This is a genomic window from Agrobacterium sp. CCNWLW32 (assembly GCF_037083425.1).
GTDB lineage: Bacteria > Pseudomonadota > Alphaproteobacteria > Rhizobiales > Rhizobiaceae > Agrobacterium > Agrobacterium radiobacter.
Window position 1 is genome coordinate 23,055 of record NZ_JBAOJM010000013.1, and the last position, 20,436, is coordinate 43,490.

Annotated in this window: 23 protein-coding genes and 1 pseudogene; 5 read left to right on the forward strand and 19 right to left on the reverse strand. The window is 58.0% G+C overall.

What is annotated here, in order from left to right; all coding sequences use genetic code 11:
* Positions 1–10: 10 nt before the first annotated feature.
* From V6R85_RS21360 to V6R85_RS21375, 4 genes are all read right to left on the reverse strand, one after another.
* Positions 11–937 carry a carbohydrate ABC transporter permease gene (locus V6R85_RS21360; protein ID WP_046800464.1) on the reverse strand — a complete coding sequence of 309 codons (927 nt, stop codon included), beginning with the start codon at positions 935–937 and terminating at the stop codon, positions 11–13.
* 68 nt (positions 938–1,005) lie between these two features.
* Positions 1,006–2,277: an ABC transporter substrate-binding protein gene (locus V6R85_RS21365; RefSeq protein WP_080865254.1), complete on the reverse strand. Its 1,272-nt coding sequence runs from the start codon at positions 2,275–2,277 to the stop codon at positions 1,006–1,008.
* A 24-nt stretch (positions 2,278–2,301) separates the two neighbouring features.
* Positions 2,302–3,468, reverse strand: a complete 1,167-nt coding sequence (locus V6R85_RS21370) for a mandelate racemase/muconate lactonizing enzyme family protein (RefSeq protein ID WP_087747449.1) — start codon at positions 3,466–3,468, stop codon at positions 2,302–2,304.
* Complete coding sequence (locus V6R85_RS21375) at positions 3,465–4,373, reverse strand: dihydrodipicolinate synthase family protein (protein WP_080865256.1); 909 nt, start codon at positions 4,371–4,373, stop codon at positions 3,465–3,467. Before V6R85_RS21375 ends, V6R85_RS21370 begins: the two co-directional genes overlap by 4 nt.
* A 115-nt stretch (positions 4,374–4,488) precedes the next feature.
* Here V6R85_RS21375 and V6R85_RS21380 point away from each other — a divergent pair, with 115 nt between their 5' ends.
* Both V6R85_RS21380 and V6R85_RS21385 read left to right on the forward strand, forming a co-directional pair.
* Positions 4,489–5,400 (forward strand): 2-dehydro-3-deoxygalactonokinase, encoded by a 912-nt coding sequence (locus V6R85_RS21380; protein ID WP_087747448.1) that lies wholly within the window; start codon positions 4,489–4,491, stop codon positions 5,398–5,400.
* Between the two features lie 65 nt (positions 5,401–5,465).
* Complete coding sequence (locus V6R85_RS21385) at positions 5,466–6,092, forward strand: GDSL-type esterase/lipase family protein (protein ID WP_087747446.1); 627 nt, start codon at positions 5,466–5,468, stop codon at positions 6,090–6,092.
* Between the two features lie 516 nt (positions 6,093–6,608).
* On the opposite strand, the gene V6R85_RS21390 is transcribed toward V6R85_RS21385, so the two are convergent.
* The gene (locus V6R85_RS21390; RefSeq protein ID WP_080865259.1) at positions 6,609–7,028 is read right to left on the reverse strand and encodes a DUF4112 domain-containing protein; all 420 of its coding nucleotides are present in this window, start codon (positions 7,026–7,028) and stop codon (positions 6,609–6,611) included.
* Positions 7,029–7,455: 427 nt separating this feature from the next.
* Here V6R85_RS21390 and V6R85_RS21395 point away from each other — a divergent pair, with 427 nt between their 5' ends.
* On the forward strand, positions 7,456–8,130 hold the full coding sequence (locus V6R85_RS21395) for an AI-2E family transporter (protein WP_236760606.1): 675 nt from the start codon (positions 7,456–7,458) through the stop codon (positions 8,128–8,130).
* On the opposite strand, the pseudogene V6R85_RS21400 reads toward V6R85_RS21395, so the two are convergent.
* Positions 8,062–8,310 (reverse strand): annotated as a pseudogene (locus V6R85_RS21400) (GreA/GreB family elongation factor); the annotation flags it as partial. The gene V6R85_RS21395 and the pseudogene V6R85_RS21400 sit on opposite strands and share 69 nt — an antisense overlap.
* Positions 8,311–8,830: 520 nt before the next feature.
* Here V6R85_RS21400 and rnk point away from each other — a divergent pair.
* Positions 8,831–9,262: a nucleoside diphosphate kinase regulator gene (rnk, locus tag V6R85_RS21405; RefSeq protein ID WP_087747445.1), complete on the forward strand. Its 432-nt coding sequence runs from the start codon at positions 8,831–8,833 to the stop codon at positions 9,260–9,262.
* A 283-nt stretch (positions 9,263–9,545) separates the two neighbouring features.
* Here rnk and virB11 read toward each other — a convergent pair whose 3' ends face one another.
* From virB11 to V6R85_RS21470, 13 genes are read right to left on the reverse strand one after another with little or no spacing between them, the layout of a single operon-like run.
* Positions 9,546–10,556 carry a P-type DNA transfer ATPase VirB11 gene (gene virB11, locus V6R85_RS21410; RefSeq protein ID WP_087747444.1) on the reverse strand — a complete coding sequence of 337 codons (1,011 nt, stop codon included), beginning with the start codon at positions 10,554–10,556 and terminating at the stop codon, positions 9,546–9,548.
* Between the two features lie 8 nt (positions 10,557–10,564).
* Positions 10,565–11,737, reverse strand: a complete 1,173-nt coding sequence (gene virB10 / locus V6R85_RS21415) for a type IV secretion system protein VirB10 (protein WP_087747442.1) — start codon at positions 11,735–11,737, stop codon at positions 10,565–10,567.
* Between the two features lie 14 nt (positions 11,738–11,751).
* On the reverse strand, positions 11,752–12,606 hold the full coding sequence (virB9, locus tag V6R85_RS21420; RefSeq protein ID WP_019565728.1) for a P-type conjugative transfer protein VirB9: 855 nt from the start codon (positions 12,604–12,606) through the stop codon (positions 11,752–11,754).
* Positions 12,603–13,274, reverse strand: a complete 672-nt coding sequence (locus tag V6R85_RS21425; protein ID WP_003517248.1) for a virB8 family protein — start codon at positions 13,272–13,274, stop codon at positions 12,603–12,605. The genes virB9 and V6R85_RS21425 overlap by 4 nt, the downstream gene beginning before the upstream one ends.
* 3 nt (positions 13,275–13,277) lie before the next feature.
* Positions 13,278–13,544 carry a hypothetical protein gene (locus V6R85_RS21430; protein ID WP_087747439.1) on the reverse strand — a complete coding sequence of 89 codons (267 nt, stop codon included), beginning with the start codon at positions 13,542–13,544 and terminating at the stop codon, positions 13,278–13,280.
* Between the two features lie 35 nt (positions 13,545–13,579).
* Entirely contained in the window at positions 13,580–14,515 is a 936-nt protein-coding gene (locus tag V6R85_RS21435) for a type IV secretion system protein (RefSeq protein WP_087747437.1), read from the reverse strand.
* A gap of 4 nt (positions 14,516–14,519) precedes the next feature.
* Complete coding sequence (locus V6R85_RS21440; RefSeq protein WP_020811838.1) at positions 14,520–14,753, reverse strand: EexN family lipoprotein; 234 nt, start codon at positions 14,751–14,753, stop codon at positions 14,520–14,522.
* Positions 14,750–15,448, reverse strand: coding sequence for a P-type DNA transfer protein VirB5 (gene virB5 / locus V6R85_RS21445; protein WP_080865262.1), 699 nt, complete (start codon positions 15,446–15,448; stop codon positions 14,750–14,752). Before virB5 ends, V6R85_RS21440 begins: the two co-directional genes overlap by 4 nt.
* Positions 15,448–17,829: a VirB4 family type IV secretion/conjugal transfer ATPase gene (locus V6R85_RS21450; RefSeq protein ID WP_087747470.1), complete on the reverse strand. Its 2,382-nt coding sequence runs from the start codon at positions 17,827–17,829 to the stop codon at positions 15,448–15,450. Before V6R85_RS21450 ends, virB5 begins: the two co-directional genes overlap by 1 nt.
* Entirely contained in the window at positions 17,822–18,163 is a 342-nt protein-coding gene (locus V6R85_RS21455) for a type IV secretion system protein VirB3 (RefSeq protein WP_087747435.1), read from the reverse strand. The genes V6R85_RS21450 and V6R85_RS21455 overlap by 8 nt, the downstream gene beginning before the upstream one ends.
* 2 nt (positions 18,164–18,165) lie before the next feature.
* Positions 18,166–18,465, reverse strand: a complete 300-nt coding sequence (locus tag V6R85_RS21460; RefSeq protein WP_020811842.1) for a TrbC/VirB2 family protein — start codon at positions 18,463–18,465, stop codon at positions 18,166–18,168.
* Positions 18,462–19,151 carry a VirB1 type IV secretion protein gene (locus tag V6R85_RS21465; RefSeq protein ID WP_020811843.1) on the reverse strand — a complete coding sequence of 230 codons (690 nt, stop codon included), beginning with the start codon at positions 19,149–19,151 and terminating at the stop codon, positions 18,462–18,464. Before V6R85_RS21465 ends, V6R85_RS21460 begins: the two co-directional genes overlap by 4 nt.
* Position 19,152: 1 nt before the next feature.
* Positions 19,153–19,692 (reverse strand): hypothetical protein, encoded by a 540-nt coding sequence (locus V6R85_RS21470; RefSeq protein ID WP_034502150.1) that lies wholly within the window; start codon positions 19,690–19,692, stop codon positions 19,153–19,155.
* Between the two features lie 93 nt (positions 19,693–19,785).
* Here V6R85_RS21470 and V6R85_RS21475 point away from each other — a divergent pair, with 93 nt between their 5' ends.
* On the forward strand, positions 19,786–20,148 hold the full coding sequence (locus tag V6R85_RS21475; RefSeq protein WP_013637404.1) for a transcriptional regulator: 363 nt from the start codon (positions 19,786–19,788) through the stop codon (positions 20,146–20,148).
* The last annotated feature ends 288 nt before the right edge of the window (positions 20,149–20,436 follow it).

The window sequence follows — 20,436 nt, forward strand, 5'->3', positions numbered from 1 at the left end:
CAAAGCCTCCTCAATAGATCGATTTCGAACGCCGGCCGAGCATCAGCAGGCTCGCGACGATGCAGATCACCAGCGTCAGCACGCCGACGGCGGCGGCGCGGCCGAAATTGTGATACTGGAAGGCCTGGTCGTAGGTCATGATCGACAGCGTCTGGGTTGAACGCAGCGGCCCACCGCCGGTCAGAACCTTGATGATGGAAAAGTCGCGGAATACCCACAGCAGTGTCAACACCAGTGTCACGCCCAGCACGGGCATCAAAAGCGGCATGGTGATCCAGCGGAAACGCTGCCACACACTCGCGCCATCCACCTTCGCCGCCGCATAATAATCGGCGGGAATGGACTGCAGGCCGGCGAGACACATGATCGAGACGAAAGGAAAACCCTTCCACACCATGGTGATCGCCACTGCCCAGAAGGCGGCCGTGGAACTGCTGACCCACGGGATCATCTGATCGGTGAAACCGAGCTTGATCGCTAGCCAACCGAACAGGCCGAAGGATGTGTCGAACATCCATGCGAAGATGACGACCGCGATGATTTCCGGCACCGCCCAGGGCAGCGCCATGCCCAGCCGCGCGACGGTGCGGCCCTTGAAACGGTTATTGGCGAGAAGCGCCGTGCTGAGGCCAACCGCGACGCTGCCGGCGGTAACGACGATGACCAGCTTCAGTGTTACCCAGCAGGCCAGCCAGAATTCCGGCGACGAGAACAGCCAAGTGTAGTTGCTCAGCGAAAACGGCCGGCTGGCACCGCCGAGCCGGGGTATCTTGACCTGCTGGAACGACAGGTCGATGGCCAGAACTAGCGGCCAGACGATGATGGCGGCAACCATCAGGACCGCGGGCGCGATCAGAATATAGCCGAGGAGATGTTGCCGGCTGGGACGCGCAAGATCGAAAAACTTGCGACGCCCAGCCCGAACGGGTTCGGTCATGGATGGTCCTCCTGCCGGATGCGGATGATGGGCCACAGCCCTTTGCGGGCCATGGCAAGACAACGGGATCAACCCTTGATGGCTTCGGCCTTTGCCTGCATGGTTTTCGCCACCTCCGCCGGATCGAGATCCTGAATGATCATCCGCTGGCTTTCTTCCATCACCATCTTGCTGAACTCGTTGTAGAAAAGCTCAAGCCCGGTCGGAATGCGGTCGATACCGGCTTCAGACGCGGCCTTCATCGTTTCGATCAGCACCGGAAAATGCGGGATGGTCTTTTCAACACCCGAAACATCCGCCTTCGGGCTTGGCGGGGTGTTGCCGCCAAGGGTGGCATAGCTGCGCTGGAATTCCGGCGTCATTGTCAGCTTGATGAAATCCCAGACCAATGCCTTCTGGTCGTCGGGAATATCGGCCGGCATGGCCAGCACGTTGGACGACCCGCCGAGCGGCGGATGAAGCGGCGGCGCGACATAAACGATGTCGCTCTTGGCCGAACCCTTTTCGGTCGTGCCGTAAAGCCAGGGCCCATCGAGCCGCATGGCCATCTTGCCGTCGGCAAAGAGCTTACGCACGTCGCTGGCGCTCATGTCCACCGGGCTGATGCCGCTCTTCATCACGGTTTTCCATCGGGTCAAACCTTCAACCATCTGCGGCGTATCGATGGTGATGTTGCCATCCTTGTCAGTCCAGTAGGCGCCGGCGTCGAGAATGTAGTTCAGCATCTCCGTCAGATATTGCCCCGGGCCGCCCTTGGTTTCATGGCCGGTGCCGAACTGGTCGATAATGCCGTCGCCGTTCAGATCCTTGGTCGTGGCTTTTGCGGCCGCCAGAAACTCGTCATAGGTCTTCGGAACCGCGACGCCCGCCTCTTCCAAAATCTTCTTGTTGTAGGCCATCACGAAACCGAAATAGTTGGTCATGATACAGACGGTCTCGCCGTTCCATTCGCATTTCTGCTGGCCGGCCCAGCCGGTCATGTCGATGCCGTCCTTCTTCAGCCACGGGTCAAGCGGTTCGAGCCAGCCGCTATCGGCAAACATCTGGAATTCGAAGGAGGCGAGATGCACGATCTGCGGCGGCTGATTGGCGGCAAAAAGCGTCGTCATCGTGTCGGCGTAGGAACTACGCTCGGCCTTGGTGAACTCGATCCTGACGCCCGGATGCTGTTTCTCGAAGGCCGCGATGGCGGAACGCCACCATTCACCAGTGCCGGCATCGTCCGTTTGCCAGGATATGAATTTCAAAACGGTATCGGCCATCGCTGGTGCAAGTCCGGTCAAGGTCATTAGCATCGCGGTCGCTGTGCCAAGCGCCAGCTTTTTTATTCTTTTGGTCATGGGTTCCTCCTCCAGAAAACCAAATCAGATACGTTCAATAAGAGCGAGCGCCGCCTCCGACGGCTTGACGCCAAGTCCGGGGCCCGAGGGCAGGTGATATCTGCCTTCGCGGCAATCCATGTCGCCGGCAAGCAGCCGGCGGTTGGGCTCGAAAATCGAGTGCTGGAACTCGTGGCCCTTCAAAGTCGGCAATGTCGATGACGCCTGCAGGCTGGCGGCAAGGAAGATGCCCGCGCCGACTGTCGCGTGCGGAATTACGTCAATGCCCTGCTCGGCGGCAAGGGCGCCGATGCGGATGAAATTGGTGATGCCCTTATGGCCCATTTCCGGCTGCACGATTGCGATGCGGCAGCGTTCAATGCGGGCGCGCATGTCCCAATGGGTGCGCCATTCCTCGCCAACGGCGATCGGAACGTCTGTTCCCTTCGATACTTTTTCCAGCCCGGCGATATCTTCCGTCCAGACCGGCGCTTCGGCGAACCACGGGTCGAACGGCATCATCTGCGCAATGAGTTCCAGCGCCCTTTCCGGCGTCTGGTTCCAGTGCATGTCGGCGGCAATCTTTGCCTGCGGGCCAAGAACCTGCCGGAGATTGGCGATCTCCGCCGCCGGGCCATCGTCGGCCACCGGCGTTGCGAATTTGAAGGCATCAAAACCGCGATCCTGCCAGTATTTCGCCAGTTCCCCGCGCGCCTTCAGTGTCTTTTCGGGCAGCCCCGAAACATAGGCCGGAAAGCTGTCCACGCCGCCGCCGAGAAGGTCGCGCACCGATTTTCCCGCTTCCTGCCCGGCAATGTCCCAGAGCGCGATATCGAGCGCGGCGAGCGCATCCACGTAAAAGCCGCCGGTATAACCGCGCACCCGCATCATGTCGTAAAGGTCGTCATAGACTGCGGACGGATCGGACGCATCGCGACCGATCACGAAACCGGCAAGAAGATCGTTGATCAACGCGGCGACCGCGCCGGGGGCGACGATACCATAGGTCTCACCCCAGCCGACAATGCCGGCCTCGGTCGTCATGCGCACCAGCACGCTGCGGTCGAATGTGGGGTAGACCGTGCGATTGCCCCTGCGCACGATGTAACCATTGGGATTGACCACCTCGCCTTCCCTGAGCGCGCCAAGATAGGGGACCTTGCGCGGCTGGGTCAGCGTGAAGACTTCGACGGTTGCGATGGGGCTGTTCATGCGGCCTCCGCGGCAAGAAGGCCGAGTTCGACCAGATTGGCGTCGATATCGGCAAGGGCCGCCGCATCAAGCTCGGGTGTCGGCGCACGCACACCGACGCCTTCGATCACGCCGCGGCGGGCGAGCACATATTTGGTCAGCCGCATGCGATAGACCGCCTGCAGCACCAGAAGCGGCAGGGTGCGGACATAGATCCTGCGAGCCTCCTCCTGCCGCCCGGCAACAAGCGCCCGGTCGATGGCCACATGTTCCTCGGCAATCTCCAGCGCCGGCATGGCCGCCGTAGCACCTCGGGCATATTCGTCAAGAATGTAACGCGCGCCACCGCCGCCGATGACGCCCTTCAGTGTCGAAGGCGCATGGGCGATGATATGGCTGATGGCCGGGCCGGCGGGAAGCGTTTCTTCCTTGACATAGGTAACCTGCGGCAAGGCTCGCACGATATCCACGATCGCCTGCGGCGAAAGGTCGGAGCCGCGCGGCGCAGGCGCGTTCTGCAGGATGATTTCAACCTCGGGCAGCGCCTCGACGATCCTGCCGAGGAATTCGATCAGCGCCGGCGCATCCGTGCCGACCGACTTGGGCGGCTGCACCATCAGGTGGCGAATGCCAAGCGCCGATGCTGCCCGCCCATGCTCGACCACGTCACGCCAGTCTGCCGCACTTGCACCCGCCACGACCGGCACCCGCCCGGCCACCGCATCCACGACGATCTTCAGCAGCGTCGCGCGCTCGGCGGCATTCAAAGTCTCCACCTCGCTGGCGAAACCGGGAAACACGACACCATCCACGCCCCTGTCGAGCGCGAAGACCACCAGCCGCTTCATGCCCGCTTCGTCAATGCCACCATCAGCAAGAAACGGCGTGGGCAGAACAGGCAAAATCCCCTTGAGGCCAGCCACCATCTTTCTCCTCCCAATTAAGTATCATATTTTGATACCTTGAATTCACTAATTGACACTATATAGACTCGCACCCTATGACAAGCCCCAAGATGAAATGAACGAGGAGGTTCAAGACATGGCAGCAGCGGCGACATCGATCATCGTCGATTGGGGAACGACATCACTGAGGGCGGCGCTCGTCGGTGAAGGCGGCGAAGAACTCGATCATCTTGAAACCGCCAATGGTATTTCGAGCCTTGGCAAGGGTGAACATGAGGCGGCTCTGATGGCTGCACTCGCACCCTGGTTCTCGCGCCATGGGGCCTTGCCCGTCGCCGCACTCGGCATGATCACCAGCCGCAACGGCTGGGTCGAAGTCGCTTATGTGCCGTGCCCGGCAGGCCCGGCGGAGCTTGCCGCCGGCACGGTGCGCAGGTCGCTGCCGAACGGGTCCGATCTTGTCTTCCTGCCGGGTCTCAACGACCCCGCCCGCCAGCCCTTTCCGGATGTGATGCGCGGAGAAGAAACCCAGATCGTCGGCCACGGCCTTGGCGAAGACGCCACCCTCATCATCCCTGGAACCCACAGCAAATGGGTGCGGGTGAAGGCGGAGCGGATCGACGGTTTCCAGACGTTCGTAACCGGTGAAATCTTCAACCTGCTCATCAATCATTCCTTCATCGCGCGCGGCGCCACGCAGCCGCCGGTGGATGATCCAGAGGCCTATCGCTGGGGTCTGAAAGAGGCAAAACGATCCGCCGCCATGCTGTCGCTGCTGTTTTCGGCGCGAACCGGCGGGCTTGCCGGCCAGCTTTCGCCGGACCAACTGCGCTCCTATGTGCGGGGACTGGTCATCGGACAGGAATTTAGGCAGGCCCGTGAGGCGGGATGGTATGCGGAAGGAGACGAGGCAGCTGTCGTCGGCAATGACGGGCTGAACGATCTCTATCTGGTTGCCGCCGATGTGTTCGGGCTCAAGACATCCATGGGTGCGGATGACGCCCTCCCAAAAGGCGCCCTGACTGTCCTGCAGCAAGCGCTTTTATAACCCTTGCCGATCGCCGGTTGCCGAAATGGCGGCATCCGGCTTTCAAGACAATCTTTAGGACCGTCATGTACGACTTCCCAGCCAATATCGGCACCAGCCGTTACGAAAACGATATCATTGCCGTTCTGGCCCGCATTCAGCGCATCGGCCTTCCAGACAACCCGATCGCCTTTTATGGCTCATCCTCGTTTCGAATCTGGAGCTCCATCACCGAGGATCTTGGCTCGCTGGATATCGTCAATCTGGGATTTGGCGGCGGCACTTACATTTCTGCCAGCTACTACCTCGACCGGCTCCTGGTTCCCTTGAAGCCAGGCAGAGTGGTGCTTTATTTCGGCGAAAACGATATTGCCAGCGACGGCCTCAAGGCCCAGACGACGCTTGTGCACCTGCAGGATTTGCGCGATCGCGTCTCTCGAGCGCTACCGCAGGCGGACGTCTTTGTTCTGGCGATCAAGCCCAGTCCGGCGCGCTGGATATACCGCCATGAATTCGATCTCTTCAACCAGACGGCGCGCGACTGGTGCAACGGCCGCGAACGCACGACATGGCTTGATCCGAACGCCGGCCTCATTGGTGAAAATGGCCTGCCGATGTTCCGTTATTATTTACCCGATCTGGTTCACCTGAATGCGGCAGGCTACGCGGTCTGGTCGGAAGCACTTAGAAAAAAGTTAGGTCTGTTGAACTGAGACAAGGGGTATCTTTATCTTTTGTTGGCTCGTGAAAGGAGTCGCACAGGCTGATTTCCATTGGATTTATAGAGCACGTCCGTTGAACGCGGAAACGCGTTTAGGATTCCCTTACTGGCGGAATTCTGATTCCAGCGCTCCGATTGGTGATTTGGTCACAGGCAACATGACCTGAGCTTTCAACGATGATCTGCGTAGCGGCGTTCTAGCTGCGTCACGGGATGGCATATCGGCGCACTCAGCAGCGGCCAGATTTGGATTTTTATTTTGACAGCCCTCGCGTGGATTGCGAGCGTGCGGGAAAGGCGGCTGACCCCGGCGAAACAGGGACGACTCCGTCCCCCAGGTCGGCCTCTATCCGGCATTCAAGGGTCGAGTTGAGCCTACCCGCCCTAGGTGACAGCCCATAATGTGTGCACAGGCTGAAGGACGCAGTCTCGGCCACTGATGAGGAAACGGTACACCCCGACTGCGATTCCAGAACCGCCGCCAGGATTTTTCGGCCATCGTCGAGGCTTATTTGCGCTTCCGCCGTAACTCGTCGCCATGGATGCCAAAGTGCTGGATGATCATATCGACATTGCGGCGGTGCGATTTGAAATAAATATCAAACAGATCACCGAAGACAGGAACACTGCCCACAAGAGCATCCATGGCGATGTTGCCAACCATTCGCGCAAGCTTTTCCTGCGGCACACCAAGGCGGCGCGCTTCATTGACGATATACAGGCCGACAATAGCGCCCGCACCATCACCAATCAGTGGCAGCAAACCCATGATGGAATCTGCACCAAAACGGATTCCCGTGCCAGGAATGCGGATCGCTGTGTCCATCATACGAGCGATGCCCGACAGCCGCCGCAGACGGCGGAGCCGCTCAGCACTATCCACGAAGTCGTCCGATGTACCGTGGGCGCTCCACGTTCTCGCTGTCATACAATCGTGCTCCATAAAAGAGATATGCCTCAGCCTAATATCAATGGGGATGTGGAGAGTTGCGTTCAAGAGCGTTGCGCAAGCTATCTGCATCCATTGAAACCGAACCAGTCAATCGGCTCGATCCTGTCTATGTGACAGCACCAATCGCCCGGCATCCCTCAGGCCCCACACCCCTTTTTCGATTCTGATAGGCCACAGTAATTTTTAAGCAATATTTTCCCTTACATTGGCGCTACTACAGGACTGCTAGGTCGAGAGAAAGATGTGAGGCACGCCCTTGCATCTTTAACGTCTTTCGCGAGTTAAAGCTGATCTTCATAAAGCAGATGCGGACATGGCACAATTTTTTGAGTTCATCGGTGCATCTAAAGGCGGACTGCTGATGGACACTGGCGCTTTAACAACAAACGACATCGGAAAACTTATGGCCGTTTCTCATCAAGGTCCGCTGGCTAACACCAGGCTTTCTGGACGAACGATTCTCATTCTGATTGGCGTCGCGGTCATCCTGCACGTGGGTCAGGAAATCTTCGTGCCATTAGCCTTGTCCCTCCTCCTGACATTCACTCTGGCACCTATTGTCTCTTTTCTCCGAAAACACTCTGCGCCCAAGATCGCCGCCGTTATTTTGGCGGTCGCCTCAGCCTTCATGGCAATTGCGCTGTTCAGTTTCGTCGTCGCCACGCAGGTGACAAATCTTGCCGAAAACATCCCGACATATCAGCGCAATATCGTCACCAAGGTTCAGGCGCTCAGCCAAGCAGGATCAGGGAATGGTGTGCTCGAACATCTGAGCAAGGTTGTCGAGCGTGTCGGCGCCGAGTTGCAGACACGCGCCGTCGAAAGTCAGGACGAGCAGTCGACCGCGCCAACCATGCGAGAGCCGATGCCCGTTGAAATCGTCACGCGATCCCATCCGGTCGAGACACTTGGCAATTTCATTCTTCCGCTTATTCCCGCGCTGCGCGGGCTTAAGGCCCAAGAGCGCCACGCCAACAGGCGTCAATACAGACAAGCGGCCCGCGTCTACCAGCACTTCATTCGGGAGAACAAGGGTAACCTGGCGTTGCTGCCCCTCTACAGCATACGAGACAGTTGATCCTAGGCAGACCGTGTCGAGCGAGACCTGTTCCTCTGCCAAGACCCAGGAGTTTTCCAGCTTCTCACTCAAGTCGGGGCCGACGTCGAAATCATTGGTCAGGGTCACGAGCGTTAGGCGGCTAAGTGTGTGAAAGTCTGTTGCCCCGATTATGGGCATGGTTTGGCTGAGTGAAGACATGTTTATTGTGACCTGCGCAACAACCCCATCGCTAGAGGAAGGGCGTTGACGTGTTTGAAGAGAGACTTGCCGCAGATGGTAAGGCGAACGTGTTGACGTAGCCACTCTGGATCCGGCAGGCGACAGTGGCCGGACCCGGTTACGATCCTGCGATGGGGCAGACCCTGAAAGCGCTCACTGCGCGTCTTTTGCTCTCGTTCAAGATCAACCTAGCATTTATGGAAGGTGCCATGAAGTCAAGGGCACTTGCCGAGATCAAAAGCACCGGGCAGCGTCTCACGGCGCGCTTCTTGACTTCCCCTTCAGGCATACCATGATTAGGGCACTATGTTGAAAATTGGCAATTTCCATAGATTTCGCCTCTGCCGAGAGTATCCCGTCGAAGGATACTAGCCCGGGACGTAGACTGCTGTCGCGCGTCTGAACCCGGGCTTTGATCCTGCGGGATTGCGCGACTTCACCCTCCACAAGCAGTCTTTTTAAAAACGCAGTTATTCGGCCGCGGTACGAGGCATATGAAATGAACACCACCGATTACACAAAGCCGTCCATCATCGTCCGGCAGACTGACCACGCTCGTCTGACCGCTCTTGCACTCGCGGCACCGGGGCGCGACCTCGACGATGCCGAGGAGTTGCTTATCGAACTTGAGCGTGCTGATGTCGTAGAGGATGACCAGTTCCCCGCAGACGCAGTGGCGGTCGGCTCGACGGTATCCTACCTGACGGAAGGCGGAGCCAGAAGGACGGTAACTCTTTGTTACCCCGGCCTCGCCGACATCGAACGCTCAATGGTCAGCGTGCTGACCCCGATTGGAGCTGCTCTACTTGGTCTTTCTCCCGGACAGCAGATCGAGTGGAACGACCGTGACGGGCATTCACACAAGTTGACCGTCATTGAGGTGACGGTAGACCTACCGGTCAACGCCTCTTATGACACCCGTTCCAGATGACGGCAACCTGTTCACAAATCGACGGTGACATTCCGCATGCCTTCCCGGTTGAATGCAGAGTGAGAAAGATGACGACGTCAAGAGCCCGCGTAATGCAGGTGAGCCACGTTTTATGTCCGTTTCTGTCGGTTTCACTCAGAAATGAGCCGGTTACCGTGCAGCTTTCGGTGCTCGGTACAGAGACACACTCGACAAGAAACATCAGGGCGACAATCGAGATGGAATTCCTCATAGAAATGCTGCGCCAATCCGCACCCAGGAACTGGGTGAACCGCTCAACTTGCTATTCCTTGGCTCTACGCTCGCCCCTGAAATACACCTCAGACAGCCGAAAGTTCCCTTTGTGTCGCCTGCACTGAGCAACGATATCGATACTCGCCTTCAAAAAACCCACGATGTCGGCGCGGTCCAGGCCTGCGCCGCCCTCCGACTCCTTAACAAGCAGGACCAGCTGCTCAAAAGCCAATTCGGCCGAGTTCGCATGGACCGTGGTTATCGAGCCAGGATGGCCCGAATTCACGTTCCGGATATAATAAAAGGCCGTCCCATCGCGAAGCTCCTGAAGCAGAATCCTATCTGGCCGCATACGAAGACAGGATTCGAGAAGCTCTTTCGGTCCGGCGCGCGAGAGCCCCTGCCCTCCTTTCGAGTAGAACAAGCGCACGTGGTTCGCTTGTGAGATAATGAGCTCGGGAGTGTCCTCGATTGAAATGACCCTCTCGTTTTCGGGAATATGCTTGATCAATGCTTTGGAAAGTGTCGTTTTCGCCGAACCTGTGGCGCCAGAAATAATGATGTTTTTTCGAGCGATGACGGCCTGCCGCAGGAAATCCTTAAAGCGGCCGGCACGATATGTTTCGCACAGTTCCTCATCCTGCGCGGAGGAGGTGGTACTGGTCGCTGCGCACGCTGTCTGGAAAAATCCCTTTTCCTCCAGATCATCAAGACTGAAGTCGACCGAAGAAGGCTTGCGGATTGTCATGCTGACAGTGTCATTGATGGTCGCCGGGGGGATGACGATCTGGATTCGTTCGTTCCCGGGTAGCGTCGCCGACAATATTGGACGCGTCTCATCAATCGACTGATGGGAAAAACTTGCGACTGCCCGGGCAAGACGCATGAGCTTTTCGAAGGTCAGCTCCGGCATTTCATAGGTCCGCCACCCACCGGGACCTTCCGTCAACACCTGCCCGGGCCGATTGACGATCACCTCTAGGAGAGACTTGTCCTGAAGGAATGTCGAAAACGGTTTCATCAGCTCGCTGACGACAGCCGAGTCATGCCTCTCTGCCATTTCGCGCCCTATTTCGTTAGGAGCGTCGATCGTGGCGCGAAATCCCCCAAGACCGCACGATCGAAAACGCGGTTTCTGGGTTCGGTCACCCGAAGACCGTAGATGCCGGAAAAGTCGAGATCGCGAGCGACAAAGATCGAAACCGATTCACCTTGGTGCTTATTGAGTGTCGGCGGGATATTTATGGACTGCTCGACCGCGATGGCGGCCGCCTGTTGACTGGCACTCGTTGTTTTTTGCGCGTCGACATCGCTGTCCTGCAGCCGACTGCTTGCATAGTTCGTCGCGTCCCCGACAATGGAAAGCAGAAGAGCGCTGCCGAACCGCTCCCACCAATGGGTGTCGACATGGCCGTCGACACCGGCACGACCAAGTGCGTCGGTTGCTGGTGATGCGAGAGTGACGATAACGCCCTTCGGCGTTTTCGCGCGATTCCAGAGAATGAACAGGCGCTTTTGCCCGCGTTGAAGCCCTCCACGATATTCGCCGACAACCTGCGTGCCCTTTTCCATCAAGACCACCCTGCCATTGTCAGAGAGAACATCGCGGTTGATCACACAAGTGGTAAATCCCGGCTGGTCGGACGCTAACGCGGTTTCAAGAACGCAGGGAATGGACGTTCCCATCGCGACGATGAAATTGCGGTTTCCGAGTGTACCGGCCCTTGAGCCTTCAAGCCGCGTTGGCCGCAGCAGGCCATCGAAACGCTGCTGCTCATTGTTTTGCTGGTTCTGAACAGTCATATTGTTGTCGAGCGGCACGAAATTGCTGTTGTCGGAAGGATAAGAGCTGTCGCTTTCCCTCAGCTCTTTCCGATTCCTCTGCCCTCCACTGAAGGCCATCACGGGCGCGCGGCGGGCGGAATCGAGCAGCTTATCCTGCTCTTCAATGACCGGTTCGACGACAGGAGTTGGCAATTTTACTTCAGGGAGCGCCTGGTCCGGTTCAACTTTCTCTTTTGCGGCCTCGAAGGGGGTCGTCTGACGAATAATGATCCGTTCGGGCTGAAGATTTTCATCCCTTCCCTTCTTTCCCGTCGTCGACCAAAGCGCGAAGCTGACAAACGCGATGATCGCAATGGCAACAGTGCCGCGTTTCAAGAGAGGGCTGTTGTCGATCTGACGACTGGTGACGGTTTCGGCACGCTCTCCGGGGATGCGATCCTCGTCTTCCTGAGCCATGACTGTTCCCTTCTCTATCGCCCGGTAACGTCGCGCTTCACGACGCGCTCCACCGAGGGAGACGTTGTGTTGGTGTCAGGATTGATACCGACGCGGTCGTAGGCTTCGTTGAAGACGCAAAGCACATCCTTGCCCCGACGCAAGATGAACTTGCGGCTGATCGCGTGCACCATCACCAGATCTCCATCGACCGACTTTGGAACAAGGCTTTCGGAGCCGTCGGAGTTCTCCATATAGATCGCGGGCATTTCCTGGTTACCCACAAAGGCGAACGTCGTAATCTTGCCGTTGTCGTAGACGCTTTGCGGCTCCAGTGCCTGCGATCCCTGAGAAGAATAGCGCCAGTTTCTAGGGCCATAGGCTTCGTGAAGCGCCAGCACATTGTCGGCGTCCTTCGCCTGGGCCGCGAGAGCCCTCGACGCTGCCTGCTGGCGGCGAAGCTCGGCGTCATCGCCTGGATACCTGTACTTCACGTAGAAGTAGGTGTTTTGACCAGCCTCCACGGAGCCATCGCGCGCCGTCAGTTCCATCTGGTAGCTGCGGGTCGAGCCATCCCTGCGCGTCGTAACCACGGAAATATTCGTCACCGGCTGGCTCTCGCGTGGCTTCAGGAACAGGATGTTGCCGGCCGGCGCAACTTCCCAGGCGACGCTATTGCCGAGCGCGACATGGGCGATTTCCTCGTCCGCCGCGAACTCGACCTGTACGGACGACCGCAGAGTGCCGACTACCCTCGTGATGTTGTAGGGTTGGTAGTTCACGAACCGGACCCGACTGTCTTGCGAGGCACCTCGGGGTATCTCAAGCGCAAACGCTGGCGACATCGAAAGGGTCACGATGAGTGCAGGAATTCGAGGAATGCGCATCATCTCACCTCCTCCGGATCAGCGCGATACTCGCTGACGACAAAGCCGAGCGGGTTTACGAGCCGGTCCGTCGAGGACATCGGAGCGTTCGCGTAGGAATAGGTGATTGACGCAACCCAATGGGTCGTTCGTACTTCCTCGCCACGCGTGATGGTTCGCATGTAGCGTACGGAAACGACATTCTGATTGATGAGGGAGATTGAAGCGATATCGATCCTTGCTGTAGCCCCGCGACCATAAGTATTCTGGGGAGATTGCGGGTTGCTGCCACGGTAGAGGGCCGCGAAACGCGTTTGCTCCGCTTGCGTCGACAAGAGGGCGATGGTGCGGAAATTTTCCTGTGCTTCACTCCAGACGTAACCCTCGCGGGCCCGGACATATTTTGCAGCGAAATATTTCGTCACCGCCTCATCGTAGGTGCCAGCCGTCGATGTCAGCGCTGACACGACGTCGACAATGCCGGTCGAATTGTCGACGCGCACCACAAAGGGTTCAACCGTCTTGAGGGGTGTGAGACACGCGACCGCGAAGACGGCTACAGCGGCGACAATGCCTGAAACTATGGCGATCGACCAGGCAATCCTGTTCGATCGCTCGACCTGGATCATCCGGTCCTGGTCGAAACGACGTGCTTTGTCGAAGTAGCTCTTGAGATTATCTGTCGTCACCATGTTTCATCCCTCACAGCGGCGATAGGAACCGTCGATGTCCAGATGCGCAAAAGCGGAAGTCTCGCTGGCCTCTTTTACGAAAGGTGTGAGGGACGTGGACGAACTCGTGTTGGATTGCTGCTGTTTCAGCTTGCTGCCGCCCTCCCAGTCCCACATCGAGCGGTTCAATGGGCGGCGCGAATATCCGTCGCAGTTCGGCAATGGGTAGGTCATCGAAGCGCAGCCGACAAGCGTGGCTGAGAAGGCGAGTAACAGGGCAGGCTTAATCATTCAGCAGACCTTTACTTATTGTTCTGGACTGGGTGTCATACGCCGGCATTTCTTGATCCGAAGGCGCGGCGGGCAAACCGAGCACCGCGACCGATCATCCGGCCGGTGTGGGAGGCTGCTCGGGCCAGCATGCCTTCATGCGCATCGCGTGCGGTCGTGTAACCATAGACCAACGAGGCGCCGCCAGACGCCAGCGCCGATGCAATGCCGGGTAGCTGGTAGAATACGTACAGGGCAGCTATCCCGATGGCACAAAAAGCAATAGGGCGCATAAGGACGTCGCTGTAGCTGTCGATTGCGGTGAAGGTCGAGTCGAGGCAGGAGATCAAAAGCGAACCGACGGCAACGACAAGGACCTGAAGGATCACGAAGTTTGCGAGCTGCCCGATCCAGGACTCGGTAAAACGGCGCGTCGACTGAAACATGGCGAGCGCAATGAAAATCGGCCCGATCGCCAAGACGATCGCCAGCGCCAACCGTGAATAAAGGGAGACGACATAGCCGATCCCCGCCACCAGAAAGCTGACGCCGATCACCATCATGCCGCCCACGCCTGTGACGATGTCAACCGGCCAGGAAGCCCTCGACCAGATATCGGTCGCAGAGGCCTGGCCCTTGTCGAGCAGGCTGTCAAAGGTGCTGGCACTCGGCACCGTTCCCGAATTCAGCGCCTGAGCGATCTCGCGCGGCAAAACATCGAAAAAGATGTTTGTGATATAGGTCTGGTATCCGCCCGCGTTCTTCACCAACATCACAATGATCGCGAGCTTTATCGCGCGGAAGGCAAAGTCAAGGATGGGTTCCTGGACCGAGCCCCGAAGGATGAGATAGCCGTAGAGGACGACATAAAGTGTCACTGCCACCGTCAACGGACCGGTGACCCACTGGGCTATGTTCGACGTTCCATCCGAGACGAAGGTCTCCAACGGCCGCTTGAACTGGCCGTCGATAAACTCAAATACCTGATACATTTTGTCAGCCTCCCAGTGCCCTACGCATGTTCTGGAAACGGAGCTTACCGTCGGCCGCTTCCGCGTTCTGGCAATTGGGCGTCTGGCGCAATGCACCCGGGTTGTTGCGGCACTCGGTAATCGTACGGGACAGCAATTCGGTGTCGGCGACGAACTCGTCCACCGTATGAGTTCGCTCCGCCTCTTGCGAACAAGCCGACAAGAGCACCAGGGAAAGGACGATGAGGGTGCACTTCACTGCAGCGCCGCCTTCATATTGTCCATCCGTTGGCGCCAGTCCTCCGCCTTGCGCTGTTCGTCAACCTGGTTCTGCGCCTGCTGCACCATCTTCAGCCCCTCCATCCGCAGGACGTCGGTCTGAAGAAATGCCTGTTCGGCCTGCAGCCGAGCCTGCAGGTCGGCAATCTCTTTGGCGTCGCCAGCCGTGGAAATCTTTCCCCGCAGCTGATCAATCCCGTCGATGCGCTTGGTCGCGGCATCGTAGATTTGCTCACCGAGGCTCATTTGCCCGGCATTCTTGTTCTGAAGCCGGGACAATTCCTGAGCGTAGAAATCATCGGCGTCAGTGCGGTAGGTCGAGTTACCTTCCAGAAACCTTGAGGCGGAATCACCGAACACGCCGGTGCCGTTGCCTTTGAGCAATCCCTCGATGGCAGCGAAGTCGGAGGGAAGCGCCTTGCGGATCGCCGGATCGTTGAGAACCTCGGCGACATCCGCCATATCGGTCAGCTTGTTGAGCGAGCCATAAAGCTGCCGAGCCTGGCCGATCTGCTCATTGAGCGCGTCGAGTTGCGACTTGAGCTGCGCGATGCTCTCGATCTGCTTGGCAATCGCAGCCTGATCGTTGACAGGAATCCCCTGCCCTGACGCGCCTTCATCGGCAAGCATGAGCACCGCGCTGAGCAGTACGCCATGAAGTCGATAGGAAGTCATCAGCTAGCACTCCTTCGCTGTTGGAAAATGGGAAGCCAGTTCTCGACGTCGTCTCCAACCTCCGCGCGGATCGCGTCGAGAAGTTCGACATTGGCGGTCCGGCCGGAGAGGATGGCGAGCTCGTCATCGAAGCCGTTGAGATCGAGCTCGGCAACGACGCTGTTGTGTCCTTGCTTCAACACGAACCTCCGGCTTTCAACGGAAAGCTCGCGCGCTATCAATTCGTATTCGCGCTCGGTGAGCTTGAATCCATCGACATAGTCGGCATGGTTGCCGCGCGAGTTGGGCAGGAAGATCTGTGTCGGGCATTGCTCGATGATCGTGTGCGCGATTGGCGAGTTCAGCGCGTCGCGTGGGCTTTGCGTGGCAAACAGCATCAACCCATTTTGTTTGCGGATGGTCTTCAGCTTGTTTTGCGCAAGATCGCGGAACCCCTCGTCCTGTAGCGCCTTCCAGAATTCGTCGATGACGATGATGATCCGGCGGCCATCGATCACCTGCTCGACGCGATGGAAGAGATAGGCCATCAGCGGTGTGCGAATTTCCTCGTTGTCGAGGAAGTCGGTCATGTCGTAGCCGATGAACTTCCCTGATCCGCCGAAATCGCCAAATCCGATATCTTCGTTGACATTGTCGAAGACCCAGCCGAGCGGCCCTCCCTCCTCCCACCGGCGGAGCCTCGCCGCGATACCTTCCGGATCCGTATTGTTGAGGAAAGCCCGCAGCGCCCCTATTGTCCGTCGCTCAGCGGGCAGGTCGGCAAGGCCGTCGATCGCGCCGGAGATGTCGCGAAGTTCGGTGACAGTCAGTTCCCGCGCCCCTGAACCCACAAGCTTGCCGATCCAGCGCGCCAGGAACGCCTTGTTCTCCGGCGTCAGGTTGAGGGCCTTCAGGGGAGCGCAGCCGGTGGGGACCCCGTTCTTCAGCGGCAGGTAGGTGCCTCCGGCGGCGCGAACATACAGGTCCGCGCCGCGATCCTTGTCGAAGAACACCACGTGCGGGTCGTGTTTCTCGAGCTGTGACAGCATGAAATTGACAATCACGGTTTTGCCCGCTCCCGACGGACCGCACATGAAGGTGTTGCCCAGATCGCCATAATGGAGATTGAAGTAGTAGGGCGAGCCTGAAGCGGTCTTGAGCAGGGCGACGGCGGGTCCCCACTCATTGCCGTCCTTCTGTCCGATCGGATAGGAATGGAACGGTGACAATGCTGCGAAATTCTTCGAGCTGATCGCGCCCGAGCGCGCGCGGTAACGAAAATTGCCCGGAAGTTGCGCCCACCATGCCGCTTCGAGACCAAGATCCTCGCGCGCAACGACAGCCCCGCCATTGGTCAGGCTGGCGCGAACCTTTGCCAGATTGTCGGTTAATTCCTTTAACGTGGTCGCAAAGACGGAGAGTGTCAGGTGATGCTCGCCGATCACGAAGCGGTTGGACTCCAGGTCGTCCATCGCATCGTCAAGTTCATCGATTTGCGAAGCCGCCTTGTCGCCGCTGCTCACCAACTGGTTTTGCTTACGCCCCATGATGACGCGAGCGTCCGCCTTCGACACAAAGCAGAATGACTGTGAGAGAATGAGCTCAAACGGACTGTTTAGAACTCCGTCCAGCATGCCTGTCCTGGTGCGGGCTGGATATTCCTTGAAGCTCAGCATGCCGGCAAAGCGGCTTTCTGCCTCATGCCGGATCTCGATCGTTTCCCGACCTATGATTACGCGATCAGAGTAAATTGCCGAGGCGACGCGACCTTCGGTAAGCGGCACACGCTCGCGCCTCCCGCCGACGAGCTGGTGCAGCACCTCGCTCGGTTCAGAGAAGAGCATGCCTTCCTGTTCGTAAAGAGAAAGGACCCGTGGCTCAAAGCGCCTCAAGCCCGCGACTACGTTGACGACTTTGTCCTTAAGCTGTTTCAGAGCCTCTTCATCCAGCTCCATATCGAGTCGTTTTGACCGTCGAAGGTACGACAGCAGCTTCCCCGCCTTGTCCGCAGGGCCACGCGCTGGCGACCAAAGAACGGTCAGATAGAGATCGTTGCGAAAAAGGTGTTCGCGCGCCATGCGTTCCCGGTATTTCTCGTTGAGCGAGGCGGAGAATGGCGTTGCGAACGATCCGCCCGGATAGTCGCCATCCCTGCGCCGAATGAGATGGGTCCAGATCGCGAGCCGCTCATCGGCTATATTTCGATAGAGCGTGTTGAGGTCGCGATGGAGCGCGTTGATGTCGAGCAGATCAGCAGTTTCGAAAGATACGCCGGCGAGCGCGACCATGACCATGAGTGTCCGGGACTCGAGCGCGATTGTCGTCTCGTCGATGTGCCGCACGTAAGGGATAAAAGCCTCAGGCGTGAGTTCGCGTGATCTAAGGGTGGCGATGTCAGGCAATTCCAATATCCCTTTCGTCGAAGCGGCGTGTCAGTCTCAGAGGGGAAAGTGTTGCCCCGCCCCAATAGGCACCGTTGCGCGAGCGGCCGCGTGTCTCGACCCAGGCGAGCAGGATGCGGAACATGTTGTGATCGTGCTTGACGAGCGCTTTGAAGATGAGATGGAAAACGATGCCGATGAACGCGTAGGCGATAGATCCGGCGACGATGTAGAGGATCGTCGTGACCATGATGTTGAAGCCCATCGCCTCCATCGTGACACCGGCAATCATCGCGGGACGCGTACACGCGATGAAGAGTGTGTCTTCTTCGAGAACCGTTTGTCCGCCCACCATCCTCAGGCTCCGACGATGGTGTTGACGAGTTCGGTGGCGCCAAAGATGCCGCCAATTCCGATGATCCAGAAGCCCGCTCGCCTCAGGTCCATGTAACCAAACATCCAGGCGATACAGATGACGATGACCGCAATCACGGCGAGAAGCTTGGCAATGTTTCCCGTCAACATGTCGACGATGTTCTGCAGGACGGTTTCGATGCCGGCGGCTTGCGCGAAGGCGGGCTCAACCATCGTCACTATAATGGCGACAGCCAAGACGGACGAAGCGACGACGGGTCTGATCCGGGAACTGATTATCATTCACTCTGCTCCAATTCCAATTGATTGTCTTGAAACACCAGGACGGATGAACGGTTTCGGGTCTTGAAGACGTCCCACGCGGGCGCCGCCGAGATCGCGTGTGCTTCCCCCGGAGTATTTTCCGCCACCACTTCGGCAACGACATCTGCTTGGGAAGAATTCGCCGACACGTTTGTCTGCAACCCTTTTCCCGTGTCGCCGATTGTAAATCGAGCCACTGTCGGTCCGAGCCGTTCGATTTCGCGGCGAACCTGATCGCCATAGTTGACCACGCCCCCGACCGACGGATCGTCACGTCCATAGCAGGATTGCAGCACCTGCTCGGCCCTGGGACTGTCAGCACCCACCTTCACCGAGAGGCAGCAATAGCCATCGAATGGCGTCGCTGGAGCCTTCAGGTTAAGGCAGCGAGCGACAGCGGCTGGTATCGAGAGGTTCAATCTCCGCAGTTCTTCCGGCCCGACCCCGTCGGGACCAATGTGTATGTCATGGCATGTTGTCTCCGAGGATGCGGCGACTTCGATTGCATCGGCCTTGGTCGCAGGTTGCCGCCCGAGCGGTGCACGGCTGTTGATCCTGATTGTGAACGGAGCGAACCGGCTTTCCGGGCTGACCACACCCGCAAGAGCCTCCGATGCAACGAAGGGTGCGCAGGTCTGCGCAAGATCTGAGAAGACAACGGGCATGTCAGAACCACACCCTCTGCGTGCCGACGCCCTCAATCGTCACATCGACGTATCGAGGTTTCTCGCGGACCAGGGGTCGCGCCACGGTATTGGCCAGGCATTGGTATCGCCCGTCTACCCTTTGCCACCTCGGTGACGTGACAGAGCCTTTGTTCGGATCGCCACCGTCTCGATCTCGCCGGCAAAAGCTGTCGCTCACGGCTTGCAGTGACGTGGAAATGCACGTCGCGTCACGTCCCCTGGGACCGTAGCCAGCAGATAAGCGGTAGCCGGCGTTGCAGTAATATGGCTCGTAAAGAGGGCGAGAGGTCTGAAAACCCACGCCCGCGCAAGTTGGAAACGAACGCCCTTTTGCCAACCACCTCCAAAGCTTCTCGACGGGCGGCCTGCATTCGCCATACTGGGTCGGACCGCCGGGATTGGATAAGCACAGGATAACCTGACACCCCCATTCGTCGGCACGAGCGCTTCGCTCCGAAATGGTATAGAGTGAAACGAACCCTGACGCTGCTATGATCATTCGAAAGAAAAGGCCCTTCATGCCCCCTACCCTCCGTCTTCCTAAATGTCCGCCTCAACTGAATGGCGACTCGTCTCAATTATTTGACTATGCAAATAATAGATAGTTAAAACGATGGCAAGCAATTTAAGTGAAAGATGGCAGAGTCAGGCCTTGTCCGTATTTGCGGTGCGTGAAATCCTGGAGAAGCCGATCGATGGTGAATCGGCGCAGTCGCGCATCAAGCAGATCGGCATGATGAATATTCTCTATCTGATGCACCAGGCGCATCAGAAATTAACACTCTCAAATGTAATTGATATTACCGGAATGACGCGTGGTGGGGTGATCGAAACCATTGAACTCTTGGTCCGACGGGGCATCCTTACGGAAACGCTGGGAAGAAACTCAATGGGACGAGGAACGGCTCGACAGTTTGAGTTTTCCCCGCAGGTTTTTGCCGCGCTTGGTGGTGCCGCGGCGACCGGAAATGCCTAATTTTACCAAGTATGTTTTATACAGTATTAATGTGGACGCCGTTTTAGATTAAAGGGTCGGCATGTCCATGCCGTACCGCTCACCAGCATTGTCGCGGAAGATTTTCGCTGCCGATGCGTACTGCCGAGTCCGTTCCAGGGGTCTGCACTTGGTACAGCAGCCTCGACTGACCCTCTGCCACAGCGATGGCGCGAGGCAGGCCATCAAGCATTTGGCTGGGATGACTGATCAAGGCGATACGCCAATGCTGGATTTTTGTCGGGCCGACTGCGGAACGGATGGTCTGTA